Origin of the sequence: Amycolatopsis sp. CA-161197, assembly GCF_050942255.1 — a bacterium.
Taxonomy (GTDB): Bacteria; Actinomycetota; Actinomycetes; order Mycobacteriales; family Pseudonocardiaceae; genus Amycolatopsis.
The window spans coordinates 6,579,758-6,594,623 of record NZ_CP192059.1; the positions used below are offsets into that span (position 1 = coordinate 6,579,758).

Annotated in this window: 17 protein-coding genes; 8 read left to right on the forward strand and 9 right to left on the reverse strand. The window is 70.5% G+C overall.

Annotated elements, in window-relative coordinates; genetic code table 11:
* Window positions 1-6: 6 nt before the first annotated feature.
* Window positions 7-456 carry an Hsp20/alpha crystallin family protein gene (locus tag ACQPXB_RS30690; protein ID WP_386949818.1) on the reverse strand — a complete coding sequence of 150 codons (450 nt, stop codon included), beginning with the start codon at window positions 454-456 and terminating at the stop codon, window positions 7-9.
* Between the two features lie 103 nt (window positions 457-559).
* Here ACQPXB_RS30690 and ACQPXB_RS30695 point away from each other — a divergent pair, with 103 nt between their 5' ends.
* The 4 genes from ACQPXB_RS30695 to ACQPXB_RS30710 all read left to right on the forward strand — a co-directional run bounded on the left by ACQPXB_RS30695 (window position 560) and on the right by ACQPXB_RS30710 (window position 4,326).
* Window positions 560-1,165 carry an HSP18 transcriptional regulator gene (locus ACQPXB_RS30695; RefSeq protein ID WP_386949821.1) on the forward strand — a complete coding sequence of 202 codons (606 nt, stop codon included), beginning with the start codon at window positions 560-562 and terminating at the stop codon, window positions 1,163-1,165.
* Between the two features lie 154 nt (window positions 1,166-1,319).
* Window positions 1,320-1,985, forward strand: coding sequence for an HAD family hydrolase (locus ACQPXB_RS30700; RefSeq protein WP_432845338.1), 666 nt, complete (start codon window positions 1,320-1,322; stop codon window positions 1,983-1,985).
* 173 nt (window positions 1,986-2,158) lie between these two features.
* Window positions 2,159-2,881: a GAF domain-containing protein gene (locus ACQPXB_RS30705; RefSeq protein WP_432845339.1), complete on the forward strand. Its 723-nt coding sequence runs from the start codon at window positions 2,159-2,161 to the stop codon at window positions 2,879-2,881.
* Window positions 2,878-4,326 (forward strand): PP2C family protein-serine/threonine phosphatase, encoded by a 1,449-nt coding sequence (locus ACQPXB_RS30710; RefSeq protein WP_432845340.1) that lies wholly within the window; start codon window positions 2,878-2,880, stop codon window positions 4,324-4,326. Before ACQPXB_RS30705 ends, ACQPXB_RS30710 begins: the two co-directional genes overlap by 4 nt.
* 81 nt (window positions 4,327-4,407) lie before the next feature.
* On the opposite strand, the gene ACQPXB_RS30715 is transcribed toward ACQPXB_RS30710, so the two are convergent.
* Window positions 4,408-5,841, reverse strand: a complete 1,434-nt coding sequence (locus tag ACQPXB_RS30715) for an amidase (protein ID WP_432845341.1) — start codon at window positions 5,839-5,841, stop codon at window positions 4,408-4,410.
* A 127-nt stretch (window positions 5,842-5,968) separates the two neighbouring features.
* Here ACQPXB_RS30715 and ACQPXB_RS30720 point away from each other — a divergent pair, with 127 nt between their 5' ends.
* Window positions 5,969-6,940 carry a response regulator transcription factor gene (locus ACQPXB_RS30720; RefSeq protein ID WP_432845343.1) on the forward strand — a complete coding sequence of 324 codons (972 nt, stop codon included), beginning with the start codon at window positions 5,969-5,971 and terminating at the stop codon, window positions 6,938-6,940.
* A 26-nt stretch (window positions 6,941-6,966) separates the two neighbouring features.
* Here the strand turns inward: ACQPXB_RS30720 and ACQPXB_RS30725 are convergent, their stop codons facing one another.
* The 4 genes from ACQPXB_RS30725 to ACQPXB_RS30740 all read right to left on the reverse strand — a co-directional run bounded on the left by ACQPXB_RS30725 (window position 6,967) and on the right by ACQPXB_RS30740 (window position 10,580).
* Window positions 6,967-7,728, reverse strand: coding sequence for an ABC transporter permease (locus tag ACQPXB_RS30725; RefSeq protein WP_432845344.1), 762 nt, complete (start codon window positions 7,726-7,728; stop codon window positions 6,967-6,969).
* Window positions 7,725-8,540: an ABC transporter ATP-binding protein gene (locus ACQPXB_RS30730; protein WP_432845345.1), complete on the reverse strand. Its 816-nt coding sequence runs from the start codon at window positions 8,538-8,540 to the stop codon at window positions 7,725-7,727. Before ACQPXB_RS30730 ends, ACQPXB_RS30725 begins: the two co-directional genes overlap by 4 nt.
* A gap of 106 nt (window positions 8,541-8,646) precedes the next feature.
* Window positions 8,647-9,639, reverse strand: coding sequence for a hypothetical protein (locus ACQPXB_RS30735; RefSeq protein WP_432845346.1), 993 nt, complete (start codon window positions 9,637-9,639; stop codon window positions 8,647-8,649).
* 278 nt (window positions 9,640-9,917) lie between these two features.
* On the reverse strand, window positions 9,918-10,580 hold the full coding sequence (locus ACQPXB_RS30740; RefSeq protein ID WP_366581285.1) for a Type 1 glutamine amidotransferase-like domain-containing protein: 663 nt from the start codon (window positions 10,578-10,580) through the stop codon (window positions 9,918-9,920).
* Between the two features lie 184 nt (window positions 10,581-10,764).
* Here ACQPXB_RS30740 and ACQPXB_RS30745 point away from each other — a divergent pair, with 184 nt between their 5' ends.
* Together ACQPXB_RS30745 and ACQPXB_RS30750 are read left to right on the forward strand one after the other, a co-directional pair.
* Window positions 10,765-11,124: an HPF/RaiA family ribosome-associated protein gene (locus ACQPXB_RS30745; protein WP_366581283.1), complete on the forward strand. Its 360-nt coding sequence runs from the start codon at window positions 10,765-10,767 to the stop codon at window positions 11,122-11,124.
* Between the two features lie 28 nt (window positions 11,125-11,152).
* Window positions 11,153-11,434: a hypothetical protein gene (locus ACQPXB_RS30750; protein WP_432845347.1), complete on the forward strand. Its 282-nt coding sequence runs from the start codon at window positions 11,153-11,155 to the stop codon at window positions 11,432-11,434.
* Window positions 11,435-11,499: 65 nt separating this feature from the next.
* Here ACQPXB_RS30750 and ACQPXB_RS30755 read toward each other — a convergent pair whose 3' ends face one another.
* Window positions 11,500-12,549, reverse strand: a complete 1,050-nt coding sequence (locus tag ACQPXB_RS30755; protein WP_432845348.1) for an aldo/keto reductase — start codon at window positions 12,547-12,549, stop codon at window positions 11,500-11,502.
* A 106-nt stretch (window positions 12,550-12,655) separates the two neighbouring features.
* On the opposite strand from ACQPXB_RS30755, the gene ACQPXB_RS30760 reads away from it, so the two are divergent.
* Window positions 12,656-13,240, forward strand: coding sequence for a TetR/AcrR family transcriptional regulator (locus ACQPXB_RS30760; protein WP_432845349.1), 585 nt, complete (start codon window positions 12,656-12,658; stop codon window positions 13,238-13,240).
* A gap of 119 nt (window positions 13,241-13,359) precedes the next feature.
* Here ACQPXB_RS30760 and ACQPXB_RS30765 read toward each other — a convergent pair whose 3' ends face one another.
* Together ACQPXB_RS30765 and ACQPXB_RS30770 are read right to left on the reverse strand one after the other, a co-directional pair.
* Window positions 13,360-13,803 (reverse strand): hypothetical protein, encoded by a 444-nt coding sequence (locus ACQPXB_RS30765; protein ID WP_432845350.1) that lies wholly within the window; start codon window positions 13,801-13,803, stop codon window positions 13,360-13,362.
* A 68-nt stretch (window positions 13,804-13,871) separates the two neighbouring features.
* Window positions 13,872-14,780 carry an LLM class flavin-dependent oxidoreductase gene (locus ACQPXB_RS30770; protein WP_432845351.1) on the reverse strand — a complete coding sequence of 303 codons (909 nt, stop codon included), beginning with the start codon at window positions 14,778-14,780 and terminating at the stop codon, window positions 13,872-13,874.
* Window positions 14,781-14,866: the final 86 nt, after the last annotated feature.

The following is a 14,866-nucleotide window of genomic DNA, read 5'->3' on the forward strand; positions in this document are numbered from 1 at the left end:
ACGTCGTCAGGAAGTGATCTCCTTGCGGTCCGCACCGGAAGTTCCGGTGGAGACCGCGATCCGGCGCGGCTGCGCGGTTTCGGCGACCGGGATCCGCACGGTCAGCACGCCGGCTTCGTACGCGGCGGAGATCCGGGTGGTGTCGAGCCCATCGCCCAGCAGCAGTTGCCGGGAGAACACGCCGTACGGCCGCTCGGAGACCTGCAGCCGCGCATCGTCGCCGGTGGGCAGCGGGCGGCGCTCGGCCTTCACGGTCAGGACGTTGCGTTCGACTTCGAGCTCGACCGCGTCGGGATCGACGCCGGGGAGGTCGAAGCAGGCGACGAACTCGTCGCCGGCACGGTAGGCGTCCATCGGCATCGCGGCGGGCCGCGACCACGTTCCGGGCGACGCGCTGCCCAGCAGCTGCTGCGTGAGCCGGTCGAACTCGCGGAACGGATCGGTGCGCATCAACATCTGTTCCACCTCCTGGAGTCGTATCGGGCTTGTCAACGCGCAGAACTGTTCTAACATGTCATCGGAACGTTGACAAGCCGAAAGTCATCGGAAGGTTGACAGGATGGACGAAGCCGATGTCATGGCCCTCGTAGGTCAAGCCGTGACCGACGCTCGGGCCGGCGCCGCCGACGGAGAGCAGCTGCTCGCGGCGCTGAGTGCCCTGCACGCGCTGCGGGCGAGCCTCGCCGAGTGGGAGCCGGAGCTCATCACCGCGGCGCGCGTGGCCGGCGTGAGCTGGGCGGCCCTCGCACCGTCGCTCGGCGTCACGAGCCGGCAGGCCGCCGAACGGCGCTACCTGCGGCTTCAGCCCTCCGCCACCGGAGAGGAGACCGGCGAGGGCCGCATCGACGCCCAGCGCGACCGCCGGGCCGGCGACCGCGCGGTGTCGGAATGGGCGCGGCGCAACGCCGCGGTCCTGCGCCAGCTCGCCGCACACGTCACCGCGGCGGAAGGCATGTCCGCCGCGGGCCGGCGGGCCGCAGCGGGTGTCGCGCGAGCCCTGGCCGCGGACGACGCGTCGGCGCTGCTCGAACCACTCGCCGCGACGCGGCGCCACCTCGTGGCCGGCCACGCCGATCTCGCCGGCCGGGTCGGCGACGTCGACGCGGAGAGCGGCCGTGTGCGCGACGAGGCGATCTCCGATCGCCGGCGCCGGACGAACAGCTGACCGCCCCGCACGGTCGCCTCGAGCTCGTGGAGCAGGCGCCGGCGCGCGGCGACCGCGGCGCACGCTCGGGTCTGGCGAACGGTGGCCGCAACCGAAGGAACGACAAGCCGGGGCAGCGGGGTTGAAAAACCGGGATGTCGGGTAGCCGCCGACCGTGACCGACTCCACCATCGCCGTCCTCGACGTCGACGGGACGCTCGTCGACTCCAACTACCAGCACGCGCTGGCCTGGTACCGGGCGCTGCGCTCGGTGGGCGAGACCTACCCGGTGTGGCGGCTGCACCGGCTGATCGGCATGGGCGGGGACAAGCTGCCCACGGCGCTGGGAGGCGAGGACCTCGAGCGCCGGGTGGGCGACCGGCTCCGGGAGCAGCAGGGCAAGGAGGTCGACGCCCTGCTCGAGGAGATGGCGCCGCTGCCCGGGGCCCACGACCTGCTCGTGGCGATCAGGAAACGCGGGCACCGGCTGGTGCTGGCCAGTTCCGGTCAGCAGCGTCACGTGGACGTCTACCTGGACAAGCTGCACGCCCGCGACATCGCCGAAGGCTGGACCACCAGCGCCGACGTCGAGGCCTCCAAACCGGCACCGGACCTGCTGCAGGTGGCGCTGAAAAAGCTGGGCGCACCGCCCGACGCGCGCAGCGTCATGGTGGGCGACTCGGTGTGGGACGTCGAGGCGGCGAAGAACGCGGGCATGCCGGCGATCGTCGTGCGCTCCGGCGGCTTCGGCGACGACGAGCTGCGGGAAGCCGGGGCTGTCGCGATCTATGACACCCCAGGGGATCTCCTGGACGCTCTGGACGACACCCCCCTCGCCTGACCCCGGCCGTTAGGCCTCGACCCCCGGGAGGCCGCGAGGGTGGCCAAGCGACGATCCGCGAGCCACCTCCGGCGATGACCCGGGTTCGGATTCTCGCCGCAGCGCCCCGATTGGACCCGGCCCCCGCCGGGTAGCCGCCCCTGCAACGCCGCATTGCGGGGAAGAAGGACCCGATGGAACCCGAGCTGCCCCTGGCCGACGAGCTCGCCGCCGTGTTCGCCCGACTGTCCGGCCTGCTGCTCACCGCCGAAACGGTGCGGTCGCTGCTGAAACTGATCATCGCGGCCGCCCGGGAGGTGTTCCCCTCGGCGCTCGGGGCGGGGGTGACGGCCGCCGGCGACCAGGGCGCGCCGGTGACCTGGGCGGCCACCGGCGAAGAGGTCGAACGGGCGGACCGGCTGCAGTACGAGCTGGGAGCCGGCCCGTGTCTGACGGCGTGGCAGGAGCGTTCGGTGATCGACGTCGGCGACATGCACGACGACGACCGCTGGCCGGAGTGGGCGGCGTCGGCCGCGCGCCTCGGCCTGCGCTCCGCGCTGAGCGCGCCGATGGTCGCCGGCTGCCGCAGTGTCGGCGCCGTGAAGGTGTACTCCGACCGTCCGCACGCGTTCGGCGAGCGGGACCGGACGCTGCTCACGATGTTCGCGTCCCAGGCCGCGGTGCTGGTGGCGAACGCGAGGTCGGCCGAAGCCGCCGAACGGCTCAGCACCGAGCTGCGGTCGGCGCTGCGTACCCGGGACATCGTCAGCATGGCCAAGGGAATCGTGATGGCCCGCGACCACGTCCCCGAGGAGACGGCGTTCCTCGTGCTGGCGGACGAGGCCGCGCGGGCCGGCAAACCGTTGCGGGACAACGCCGAGGCGATGCTGCGCGCGGTCGCCCGCCCACGCCGATGAACGGGGACCAGCGTCGCGAGATCGTCCTCGCCTGCCGGCACGCCGACCTGACCGCGGAACAACTCTGGACGCGGTACTTCGCCCTCGGCGGCAGCCAGGACCTGATGGAGGTCGAGGCCTACCTCGACGGTGTCGCCGGACTGCCGCCAAACCAACGCGACGTGCTGGCCCACGCGGTGAACGAGTGTCTCGACGAGATCGCCTGGACCCGCCGCGCCCCCTACAGCCGCACCCTCCGCCCCCGCCGGCCGCACGACGACACGCTGGCCGCCCTCGTGCACCTGCTCGAAGGCGCGGAACTGGCACCGCCCGATCGCCTTCCCGGCCTCGTCGAAGCGGCGGGCGAGCTGATCGGGATCGGGTTCAGCGCCTACCTCGCCGATTACGCCCAGCAGTATCTGCACCCGGTGTCCGCCGTCGCGGATTCCGGGCCACCGCTGCCGATCGACAGCACCCTGGCCGGGCGCGCCTTCCGCAGTCTGGAGATGCTGCCCGCGGATTCGGGTGGCCGGCCGTGCCTGTGGATACCCCTCGTCGACGGGGCCGAACGGATCGGCGTCCTGCGAGCCGACGTGCCCGACGAGGACACGCTCGAGGACCCCGGGCTGCGTGCGCAGTGCCAGTGGGTAGCCCTGCTCGTCGGGCACCTCGTCGTGTTGATGACGCAGTACGGCGACGGCCTCGACGCGGTCCGCCGCCGCAGGGACCGGACGATCCCCGGCGAACTGATCTGGTCCCTGCTGCCGCCGCTGACCGCGGGTGTCGACGGCTTCGTCGTCACCGGCGTGCTCGAACCGCGGCACGCCGTCGCCGGGGACGCCTTCGACTACTCGCTCTCGGACACCACCGCCGTGCTGTTCATCGTCGACGCCGTCGGGCACGACCTGCGCAGCGGCCACATCGCCGCCACCGCACTGGCCACCCACCGCAGCGCCCGCCGCGCCGGCTACGGGCTCTTCGAACAGGCCCGGCAGATCGACGAGACGATCGGCGCGGCGTTCGGCAACGCCTCCTTCGCCACGGCCGTGCTCGCCGAGATCGACCTCGCGACCGGGCGGATGCGATACATCAACGCCGGCCACCCGGAGCCGCTGCTGATGCGCGGCGGCAAAGTCGTGAAACAGCTGACCGGCGGCAGACGGGCCGCGCTGGGGCTCGGCTCGGGCGAGCTGGTGGTCGGCGAGGAACGGCTGCAGCCCGACGACTGGCTGGTCCTCTACACCGACGGCATCACCGAGGCCCGCAACAGCGAAGGTGAGTTCTTCGGCGAGGCACGGCTGGCGGACTTCCTGCGCCGCGAGGCGTCGACCGGTTACCCACCACCGGAGACCGTGCGGCGCCTGATCCAGGCCGTGCTCGCCCACCACGACGGCACCTTGCAGGACGACGCCACCGTCCTGCTCGCGCGGTGGACCAACCCTCGCGACCTCGATCCGGGAAGGTGACGCTCTTTCCGGGTGAAGGTCGGATTCGGCTTTCCCGCCGAGCAATCCGTTCTGCCCGCTCAGCGTCACCGACGCCACGGGTCAGCCGACGACGGTCGGCGGCCGGTGGGCGGCCCAGGGCATCGCCTGCTCCAGGTCGCCGGCGAGGGCGAGGAGGGTCGCTTCGTCGGCGTAGGGTGCCATGAGCTGCACGCCGACCGGCCAGCCCTCGTCGGTCCGGCCGAGCGGGAGCGAGATCGCCGGGTTGCCGGTGACGTTGGCCAGTGCGGTGAAACCGGCTGAGGCGAAGAGGTGGTCGTACCAGCCGCGGGCGGTGAGCGAGTCGTCATCGGCGTTCAGGTGGCCCAGGGCGGTGTTCGGCACGTTCATGGTCGGCGACAGCACGACGTCGTAGTGCTGGTGGAAGGCCGCGATCGCGCGGGCGGTCGCGTTGAACACCCGCTCGGCGCCGTAGAGGTCCGCCGCCCGCAGCGTCCGCCCGTGTTCGACGCACGCCCGGGTGGTGGCCTCGAGGTGCTCGGGTCCGGCCGACACGCCCAGGGCGGCGCACAACCCGTCGACGCCGTCGGCGAGGAAACTGGTCCAGGCGACGAAGTTGGCGTCGTCGAGCTCCGCCTTGGCGATCCCGGGCGCGGCCGGCTCGACCGTGTGCCCCAGCGCCTCCAGTGCGCGGCCCACCTTCTCCGTTGCCGCGACACAGCGCGAGTCGACGGCACCGTTGCCACAGAACGGTGTGGTGGTCAGCGCGATCCGCAGCGGCCGGCAACCCGACCGGGCCTCGTCCACGTAGCTGCGCGGCAGACCCGGCAGCTGGTACCGGTCGCCGGGCTCGTACCCGTGCACCGCGTCGAGCAGACCCGCGCAGTCCCGCACCGTCCGGGTCACCGCGAACTCGACGCCCAGGCCCATGAGCGGGTCGGCGTAGTCAGGACCCACCGACACCCGCCCGCGGCTGGGCTTGAGGCCCACCAGTCCGCAGGCCGCGGCCGGGATGCGGATGGACCCGCCGCCGTCGTTCGCGTGCGCGACCGGCAGCGCGCGGGCCGCGACCATGGCGGAAGACCCGCCGCTCGAACCACCCGCGCTGCGCGTCAGGTCCCACGGGTTGCGGACGGAACCGGACGTCAGCGGCTCGGTGTTGGCGTTGAAGCCGAGCTCCGGCGTGGCCGTGCGGGCGAAGGTGGCCAGGCCGGCACGCCGAAAGCGCGCCATCAGGTGGGTGTCGGACGGCATCGGCACACCCTCGCCGAGCAGCCGAGTGCCGGCGGCCTGCGTGACGCCCTCGGCGTGCAGGATGAGGTCCTTGATGGCGAAGGGGACGCCGGCGAACGGCCCGTCGGCGGCATAGTCCAGCGGTGCGGCGAAACGCTCGCCGACCAGCCCGTTCACCGTCGGCTGAACGGCATCGAGCGCCGCCGTCGCGGCGGCGTGGACCTCGTCCGTGGTCACCTCGCCGGACCGGATCAGCTCTGCGAGGGAGGTGGCGTCGAAATCGGCGTATTCGTGGGGCTTCATGGCGTCCTCCGATGTGTCGAAGGCGCGACCGTAGGAGCGGGCGTTCAAGAAAACATCGGTAGGTTGACGGATGTTTCGTCACCGTCGTCGGCTGTTCGAGAGCCCGCCGCCGGGGTAGCTTGCGCGGGTGACCGCCCTCAGCGCGGCCCGTGAGCTGCGCTCATTCCTGCGCCGAAACGGCAGCCGCTCCCCCGGCGCGGCGACGGCAGCCCTCGACGGGCTGCACGCCGTGGTGCCCTCCGAGTGCTCGGCGCTGTCGGTCTGGGACCCCGTGGCCCGGCACCACCGATCGCTCGCCTCGTCGTACCCGCCGGTGGCCACGACCTTCCTCGACGCCCTCATGCACACCGATCCGGTCTTCACCTTCGTGCAGGCCGGGCGGACGCTCGTCCGAATCCGGGACCTCGCTCCCCCGCTGCGCAACGGCCGGACCTTCGAGCAGGTCATCACCCCGCTGGGCTTCCGGGAAGGCTTCACCCAGTGCCTGTTCGCGACAGACGGGCGCTACGTCGGCATGCTGAACGCGAGCTCGCTCGACGTCGATCACGCCGGTGACGACACGGTCGCCCTGCTCGAACTGCTGGCCCCCGACCTCGGCGCCGCTCTGGACCCGGTCCCGGCGCCACGCCCGGCCACCGCCCGGCTGGCCGACGGAGAACTGGACGGGTTCGTCGTCGGCCCGGGCGGCGCGATCACGCCGCTCTCCCCCGGGGCGCGGCCGGACCTGCTCACCCCGCCCTCGCCCCTGCACGCCGCGGTGGCGCAGGTCCGCGCCGGCCTGCCGCCCTCGGCCCCGGTGCTGCACGTCGTCCTCAACGACAGCGTGGTCGCCGTCGAACTGCACCCGTCGCCGCCCGCGGTCGTGGTCCTGCACCGGGAAACCCCACCGCCCGCCGGCCTGACCCAGCGCGAGCTGCACGTGCTCGCCGACGTGGCCGAGGGCCTCAGCAACGGGGAGATCGCCGCCGCGCACTGCGTCAGCTCCCGCACGGTGGCCACCCACGTCGAGCACATCCTCGCGAAGACGGGCTGCCGCAACCGCATCGAGGCCGCCCGGCTGGCCTCTCGGTGGGGACTGCTGGTCACGCCGAACCGCTGACGCACTGCAGCTCCTGCCGTCGCCGGTCAGGAGATCTTGCGGCGGTACGCCAGGATGGCGAAGAAGTAAGCCACGACGAGGATGCCGACGCACCAGGCCAGCGCGACCCAGATGTCGCTGCCGACCGGTTGCCCGGTGAACAGGTCGCGGATGGCGTTGACGATCGACGTCACCGGCTGGTGCTCGGCGAAGGCACGCACCGGGCCGGGCATCGTGTCGGTCGGGACGAAGGCCGAGCTGATGAACGGCAGGAAGATCAGCGGGTAGGCGAACGCGCTCGCGCCGTCCGCGGATTTCGCGGAAAGGCCGGGGATCACGGCGATCCAGGTCAGCGCCAGGGTGAACAGGATCAGCATGCCGGCGATCGCGAGCCACGCCAGCACACCCGCGCCCGAGCGGAAGCCCATCACGAGGGCGACGAGCACCACGACCACGACCGAGATCAGGTTGGCGACCAGCGAGGTCAGCACGTGGGCCCACAGCACGGACGAACGGGCGATCGGCATGGACTGGAAGCGTTCGAAGATGCCGCTCTTCATGTCCAGGAAGAGCCGGAACGCGGTGTAGGAGACGCCCGAGGCGATCGTGATGAGGAGAATGCCGGGCAGCAGGTAGTTCACGTACGAGCCCGAGCCGGTCTTGATCGCGCCGCCGAACACGTAGACGAACAGCAGCATGAACGCGATCGGCATGATCGTGGTCGTGATGATGGTGTCCACGCTGCGCGTGATGTGGCGCAGCGACCGTCCCAGCAGGACAGTGGTGTCACCGAAGAAGTGTCGGGTCATCGTCGTTCCTCACCGATCCGGGCCGGCGCCGCGTCGTCTGCGGTGCCGTTCTGGCCGACGATCGCGAAGAAGACGTCTTCGAGGGTCGGCTGCTTTTCGACGTATTCGACCTTGGCGGGTGGGAGCAGCTGCTTGAGCTCGGACAGCGTGCCGTTCACGATGATCCGGCCCTCGTGCAGGATCGCGATCCGGTCGGCGAGCTGTTCGGCTTCGTCCAGGTACTGCGTGGTGAGCAGCACGGTCGTCCCGTGCTCGGCGAGAGTCTTGACGGCCTGCCACACCTCGATGCGCGCCTGCGGGTCGAGCCCGGTCGTCGGCTCGTCGAGGAAGATGACGTCCGGGTTCCCGATGAGGCTCATCGCGATGTCGAGCCGGCGGCGCATGCCACCGGAGTACGTGGAGACCTTCCGCGCTGCCGCGTCGGTCAGCGAGAACCGCCGGAGCAGGTCGTCGGCGATCCCGCCCGGGTTGTTCAGGTGCCGCAACCGGGCGACCAGCACCAGGTTCTCCCGTCCACTCAGGATTTCGTCGACGGCCGCGAACTGCCCGGTGAGGCTGATGGATTCCCGCACGTTCGCCGCCTTCGTGGCGACGTCGAAGCCGTTGACGTCGGCGGTCCCCGCGTCGGCTTTGAGCAACGTGGAGAGGATCTTCACGATCGTGGTCTTGCCCGCCCCGTTGGAACCGAGCAGGGCGAAGATGCTGCCGCGCGCCACGTCGAAGTCGACCCCGCGCAGCACCTCCAGGCTCTTGTAGGACTTCTTCAGGCCTTGCACGCGGATCGCAGGCCGGTGCCCCTGATCGGCTGTCATCCCGGTGTCCGTTCTCTCAGCTCCGTGGTGGATGCGGATTTCGTGGCGTCGGCGGCCACGATTCCCCACGGAGCTGACATCCGGCTGACACGGCTCTGACGGGCGGTCACCCTGGTGGTATTGCGGCGATTCCGGTCTCTTCGGCGCGGTCGATCGTGTTCTTCGGGCCGCGCCACCACAGCACCCGCCCCCAGCCGAACACGGTCATCAGGATCGCCCCGACGACGACGTAGAGGCTCAGCACGATGAGCTGCTGGGTGATCGAGTTCCCGTGGAAGTACAGGGTGTTGCGGATCAGGGTGACGCCGTTCCACGGTGGCAGGATCGGGCCGATGAACTGCCAGAACGCGGGCAGGTACGCCGTCCCGTTCACGCCGCCGGTGGAGGGGTTGCCGAGGAACACGACCAGGACCACCGTCAGCAGCGTGCCCAGCGGCCCGATCAGGCTCTGCAGTGTCCCGGTCAGCATCGCCACCGCGAGCAGGACCAGGGCGAATTCGCCCCACAACGGCCAGAAGTTGGCTCCCACCTCCGGGTAGGCGTGCAGCCCCGGGCCGACGATCAGGTTGAACACCAGGCTCGCGACGACGGCGTACCCGGCCATGATGGTGACCCGGAGGTGCGCGGCGGCCTTCCCCGTGCGCTGCATCGCCATCGTGGACCCGAGGTAGCCGGCCACCATCAGCACGAACACCACCAGTCCGGGAACCACGCCTTCGGGATCCTCTTGCGGCAGCGTGTTGATCACGCTGAAGTGGACCGGCTGCCCAAGCACCCGGCTCGCCTTGAGGTATTCCGCGGGCATGACCCCGGGCGCCCACAGGCTCGCCGCCTCCGAGATCACCACCGTGTTCGTCTGGGCGTTGAAACCGCCGTAGATGGTGGTCTGGCCGGCCGCGTTCTCCAGGTCGGCCTGGTCGGCGTAGGGGTAGATCTTCATGCTGACGTCCTGCTGCACCGCGCTGGTCAGCGCCGAGGATCCGGTCACGCCCCAGGGCAGGTTGCGGGCGACGACACCGTGGTTCGCCGAGACGTAGGTGGTCACCATGATCGTGCCCATCACCAGGGCGATCAGCAGGCCGACGAGCACCTTCCGCACCTGCGGGGCCCTCGCCTCCGTCGCGGCCCCGTCCGGCCGGCGAGCTTATGCTTCCTGCCGCGCGTGTTGGGGTGCAGGGGCTGTCGGGGCTTCCGAGTGCGCCGGCGGTGCGTCCGCGTGGGCTGCGCGCTGGTCCGGGTCCTGTGCGCCTCCGGGTGTGCTCATGGCAAACCCTCCCTGGGGAGCGTGGCGATGCGCCTGCACCATCACAGGGCTCGCCGCGCTCGTGCATCACCCCGTCGAGGTGAGGCCGCCGGGCTGCCGCAAGGGTTGTCCGGCTACGACCCCAGCTTCGTCCATCGCCCTTCGGAGATCACCTCGACTGAGCCGTCGAGGACCTTGATGGCCGTCTGCTCGTCGATGGCGTAGGCCGGGACGCCGATTTCGGCGGCCCACCGCTGGGCGTCGGCCAGGGTGTTGGTGGGAAAGAGGTCCAGGTGCGGGAAGATCGAGAAGTCGACGACGCCCAGAGTGCGGTCGTCCGGCGCGGACCGCCACTCGACGAAGTACGAGCCGATCCGCGGCGTCAGCACCATGCTTCCGGCGCTGACGCCCACCCAGACCGTGTCGGGCAGCGAAGGCAGCAGATCGGCCAGCCCGGACTCCCGCATCCAGTGACACAGGTACGTCGCGTCGCCGCCTTCGACCAGGAGCACGTCCGCCTCCCGGACCCAGGGCACCCATCGCTCCGCGCCGATGGTGGGCAGCGCGGTGAGCTCGAGGACCCCGAGCGACGCCCAGCCCAGGCCGGAGAAATGCTGCCAGGTGGGCTCGGCGGCGACGAACCCCCGCACCGAGGTCGGACCGCACATCGGATGCCCCCACTGCGCGGTCGGGACGCAGAGGGCGTGACACTCGGAGATCGGCTTGCCGAGAAGCTGCACGAGCGCCGAGCGGATGCTCGGGTTCGTGACGCCGCCTGAGGTGAGCAAGAACTTCAACGGTGCCTCCGGATTCGCGCGCGGAAGGTGGATGTCCCTGAAGATCAGGAACAGATCGTAGTCCGCGCGTCCGGTTCGCCGGCCTCGTCGGAGAACTCGGCCGCGGGACCAGCGGCTTACACTGTCGTGCGATGTCCTGCTCGTTGTCACCGCTGTGCTCGCGCGTGCGGAAGGGAACCAGGGAATGCAGATCCAGATCAGCACAGACAGAAACCTGCGCGGCGGCGCGGATGTGATCCAGGGCTTCGAGGCCGATCTCGAATCCAAGCTCGCGCGGTTCAGCGACCGCCTCACCCGGGTGGACGTCCACCTGAGCGACGAAATGGGCGGTGGTACCGACGGCGAAGACCTGCGGTGCGTGATCGAAGCCTTCCCGGCCGCGCGAGAGCCGGTCGTCGTCACGAACCGCGCCGGCTCGGTGCACGACGCGTTCAACGGCGCGGTGTCCCGGATCGAGCACGTCCTCGCCGGCCTGTTCGGCCGCACCGGCCACCACAAGGGCGGCGACTCCATCCGGCACCTGCCGAGCGACGACCACCGCTGAGCAGGTCTTCCGGAGCTAGACTCTGCCGATGAGCGAACGCGTCGAAGTCACCCGGACGGGGCCGATGGAGTATCGCGCTGTCGTGCAGGACGGGTTGGACACCACGCAGCACCGGATCACGATGTCGCATTCGGTGCTCGACGATCTGCTGATCCCGGACCTCGACACACACGCCGTGGCGCGGGAGACGGTGAGGTACCTGCTCGACCGCGAGTCCGGCGACGAGCTGCCGGAGGACATCGACCTGGATCACCTCAGCAACGAAAACCCCGACTTCATGGCCGAGCTGAAGGCCCGGCTGACGAACTAGGCGCACCGGGGCGCCCGTGAAAAGCCACCTGAGCCCCGTCACCCGGCCGGGCACCCGCCGGTCCGCTACGCCAGGGCCATGCCCGGCACGCGGGCGCGGATGGCGTCGAGCTCGGCCTCGTCGGAGATGCCCTGCCAGTCGTGGCGCGGGGTGTACGGGGTGATGAGCGTGCGGACCTCGTCGTCGGTGAGGGTGAGGTCCAGGGAGGCCACGGCGTCGTCGATCTGCTGGACCGAGCCGGCGCCGACGAGCGGGGCGGTCACCACCGGCTGGCGGTGCAGCCAGGCCAGGGCGATCTGCGCGCGGCTCACACCGCGGGCGGCGGCCACCACGCCGACGGCGTCGACGATCGCGCGGTTCGACGCCTCTTCCGCAGGCGAGTAGAGCAGGTCGGCGTAGTCGCCGTCGGTCGCGGCGCGCGCGGTGGCCTTCGCGTCGTCCCAGGCGCGGGCGAGGCGGCCGCGCGCCAGCGGGCTCCAGATGATCGTGCCGACGCCCTCGTCCAGGCACAGCGGGATCATCTCGCGCTCCTCCTCGCGCTGCAGCAGGTTGTAGTGGTCCTGCATGGACACGAACCGCGCCCACCCGTGCTCGCGTTGCAGGTGCAGGGCCTTCGCGAATTCCCAGGCGTGCATGGAGGACGCGCCCAGGTAGCGCACCTTGCCCGCCTTCACGAGGTCGGAGAGGGCCTCGAGGGTCTCCTCCAGCGGTGTGGCGTGGTCGTTGCGGTGCACCTGGTACAGGTCGAGGTAATCGGTGCCGAGCCGCCGCAGCGAGTGGTCCACTTCGGACATGATCGCCTTGCGCGAGAGCCCCCGGCCGTTCGGACCGGGGCGCATCGGGTGGCGCAGCTTGGTGGCGATCACGACGTCGTCGCGGTCCGCGAAGTCCTTGAGCGCGCGGCCGAGGATCTCTTCGCTGGACCCGTTCGAGTACATGTTGGCGGTGTCGAAGAAGTTGATGCCGGCCTCGAGCGCGTGCTTGATCAGCGGACGGGCGTCCGGCTCGCCCAGCGACCAGACGGGGTGGCCGCGGTCCGGCTCGCCGTAGGTCATCGCGCCGATCGCGATGGGCGAGACGTCGAGGCCGGTGGTACCGAGCTTCACATAACGCATGAGCGGGGGTCTCCTGTCGAGGCAAACTCGCGGAGGATTCTCCGCGAGTACTCTAGAAACTAGCGGAGGATTCTCCGCGAGTCAAAGGTGGGGCATGATCGGAGCCATGACCGACGGGACGCCGGGCACCTACGGCACACAGCGCAAAGCGGCCGCGCGCAACCGGGTCGCGATCATCGAAGCCGCGCACGAGCTGTTCGCGCAGAACCCCCTCGTGCCGCTGAGCGAGGTCGCCAAGCGCGCCGGCGTCGGCGCCGGGACGCTCTACCGCCACTTCCCCACCCGCGAGGACCTGATCCTGGGGGCCTATCAACACGACATCGAGCGCCTCACCACCACCGCCGACGAGGTCCTGGCCCGTCAGCCGTCGGCGAAGGCCGCCTTCATCGAGTGGTTCGAGACGCTCGCCGCGTACATCCGCATCAAGCACGGCCTCGGCGACGCCCTCCACAGCGCCGCGGCCCAGGAGTTGATCACCGCCTCCTGGGCCCCGGCCACCGCGGCGGTGACGAAGCTGGTCGACGCCTGCGTCGCCGAGGGCACCATCGCGCCGGGCCACGACCCGGCGGACATCATCCTGCTGATGAGCTTCCTGTGGCGAGTCCCGAACAACGACACCGGCGCGGCACAGGGGCGGCGTCTTGTCGCGGCGGTGTTTTCGGGGTTGGCGGCACCGCCGCAGGTGAGCTGAGGCGTGGTGGCGTTTTCGGGCGGGATCCGTCGAGGGCGATCGCCTGGCCGGTCGGGTCGCCGCGGGAGTCGAGGGTCAAGAAAGGGATGCGCCGGCTTCGGCTTCCTTTGCGGGAAGCACTACTCAACGACACGGACCTCGCCGGGTTCAAAACGAGGCCTTCGCATCCCGTAGATCTCCCAGGCCGCCTCGGGAGCCAGCTGGGCCATTCGCTCATCTGGCACATCAGGCACGACGTATCCGTTCCGAGCAGCGTGCCAGACAAACTCCGGGTCGAGTTCCAGGTGATGCTTTTTGACCAAGTACGGCAGATCGAGTCGCCACACCCAAACCCCGTCGGTCATCAGCGACGAGCCACCCGAAACACCGGAACCGTCGTTGGCTACGACGTCGCTGGTGCCCTCCATGATGGCGATCAAAAAATGCCCGCCCTGCAGGTACGCGACCACATTGCTCTCACAGGGAGCCCGGTTCCTGCAGATCACCTCGAATATGCTCCCCTGGAACACATCGGGCCTCCGCTCTTCGAGCTCGGAGAAGAAGCCCACCCTCCTGAAACTCACCCGTTCATCCTTCCGACGGCGCACCCAGAGGTGACCACGTAAGTCGTTTCAAGGCAACGGCGTGAGGGTCACCTCGAGGACAGCGCCGGGATGATCTCCTTCGCGATCACGTCCGCGTGCCGGGCCTGGTCGTACAGCGGGGTGAAGAGGACGAGTTCGGCGCCGGCGTCGATGACCTCGCGGACGGCGGTGACGCAGTCGTCCGGGGTTCCGGCGATCGCGGCCGCCTCGATGGCGGGTGGGAGGCCGCCGTAGACGCCGGTGAGTTCGGCGTTGACGCGTTCGCGCGCGAGGGCGGGGTCGGATTCGACGGCGATGTAGACGCGTTTGGCGATCTCGAAGTCCGGGCGGGGGCCTTGCGCGCGGACGAACCGGACCTGCTCGGCGAAGTCGGCCGTCGGGGCCGAGCCCGCACCGAAGAAGCCCGTGCCGAGGTCGAGGGCGCGCCGCAGCGCCTTCGGGCCGCTGCCGCCGAACCACAGGGGCGGGTGCGGCTTCTGGTACGGGCGGGGCGTGATCGTCGCGCCGGACAGCTGCCAGAACTCGCCGTCGTGGTCGACGCCGTCCTGCGTCCAGAGCTTCTTGACCAGCTCGACGCCCTCGGTGAACCGCGCCAGGTAGCGCTCGGGCCGCATGCCGAACGCCGGGAACGGCCGGTTCTTGCCGCCGGAGCCGACGCCGACCTCCAGGCGCCCCCGCGACAGCTGGTCGAGGCTGCTGGTGCTCTTCGCCAGCTGGGCGGGGATCTGCAGCGTGGACACGAACACCGTGCAGCCCAGGCGCAACGTGTCGGTGCACGCGGCGGCGAACGTCATCGCCTCCAGCGGGCTCAGCTGCGGGCGCTTGCCGAACACGGCCTCCTGCGTCCACGCGCTGTGGAAGCCGGCCGCCTCCGCTCGCTGCAGATAGTCCCGGAACGCACCCGGGTCGAACGAGCCGTCGGCGTAGTACTGCGGAATCGCGATCGCGTACCTCATGATCACCGATCCTACGGCCGGCGCGCCTCAGGTGCCCGAACGCAGCGCCTCCACCGGTTCCAGGCGCGGGGCCCGCATCGCCGGGT

Bases quoted from the DNA above. Each gene is read 5' to 3' on its own strand.
- ACQPXB_RS30695 (WP_386949821.1), top strand. From the start codon at position 560: ATGGACGAAGCCGATGTCATGGCCCTCGTAGGTCAAGCCGTGACCGAC.
- ACQPXB_RS30755 (WP_432845348.1), bottom strand. From the start codon at position 12,549: ATGCGTTATGTGAAGCTCGGTACCACCGGCCTCGACGTCTCGCCCATC.
- ACQPXB_RS30705 (WP_432845339.1), top strand. From the start codon at position 2,159: ATGGAACCCGAGCTGCCCCTGGCCGACGAGCTCGCCGCCGTGTTCGCC.
- ACQPXB_RS30745 (WP_366581283.1), top strand. From the start codon at position 10,765: ATGCAGATCCAGATCAGCACAGACAGAAACCTGCGCGGCGGCGCGGAT.
- ACQPXB_RS30750 (WP_432845347.1), top strand. From the start codon at position 11,153: ATGAGCGAACGCGTCGAAGTCACCCGGACGGGGCCGATGGAGTATCGC.
- ACQPXB_RS30715 (WP_432845341.1), bottom strand. From the start codon at position 5,841: ATGAAGCCCCACGAATACGCCGATTTCGACGCCACCTCCCTCGCAGAG.
- ACQPXB_RS30770 (WP_432845351.1), bottom strand. From the start codon at position 14,780: ATGAGGTACGCGATCGCGATTCCGCAGTACTACGCCGACGGCTCGTTC.
- ACQPXB_RS30690 (WP_386949818.1), bottom strand. From the start codon at position 456: ATGTTGATGCGCACCGATCCGTTCCGCGAGTTCGACCGGCTCACGCAG.
- ACQPXB_RS30725 (WP_432845344.1), bottom strand. From the start codon at position 7,728: ATGACCCGACACTTCTTCGGTGACACCACTGTCCTGCTGGGACGGTCG.
- ACQPXB_RS30710 (WP_432845340.1), top strand. From the start codon at position 2,878: ATGAACGGGGACCAGCGTCGCGAGATCGTCCTCGCCTGCCGGCACGCC.
- ACQPXB_RS30730 (WP_432845345.1), bottom strand. From the start codon at position 8,540: ATGACAGCCGATCAGGGGCACCGGCCTGCGATCCGCGTGCAAGGCCTG.
- ACQPXB_RS30760 (WP_432845349.1), top strand. From the start codon at position 12,656: ATGACCGACGGGACGCCGGGCACCTACGGCACACAGCGCAAAGCGGCC.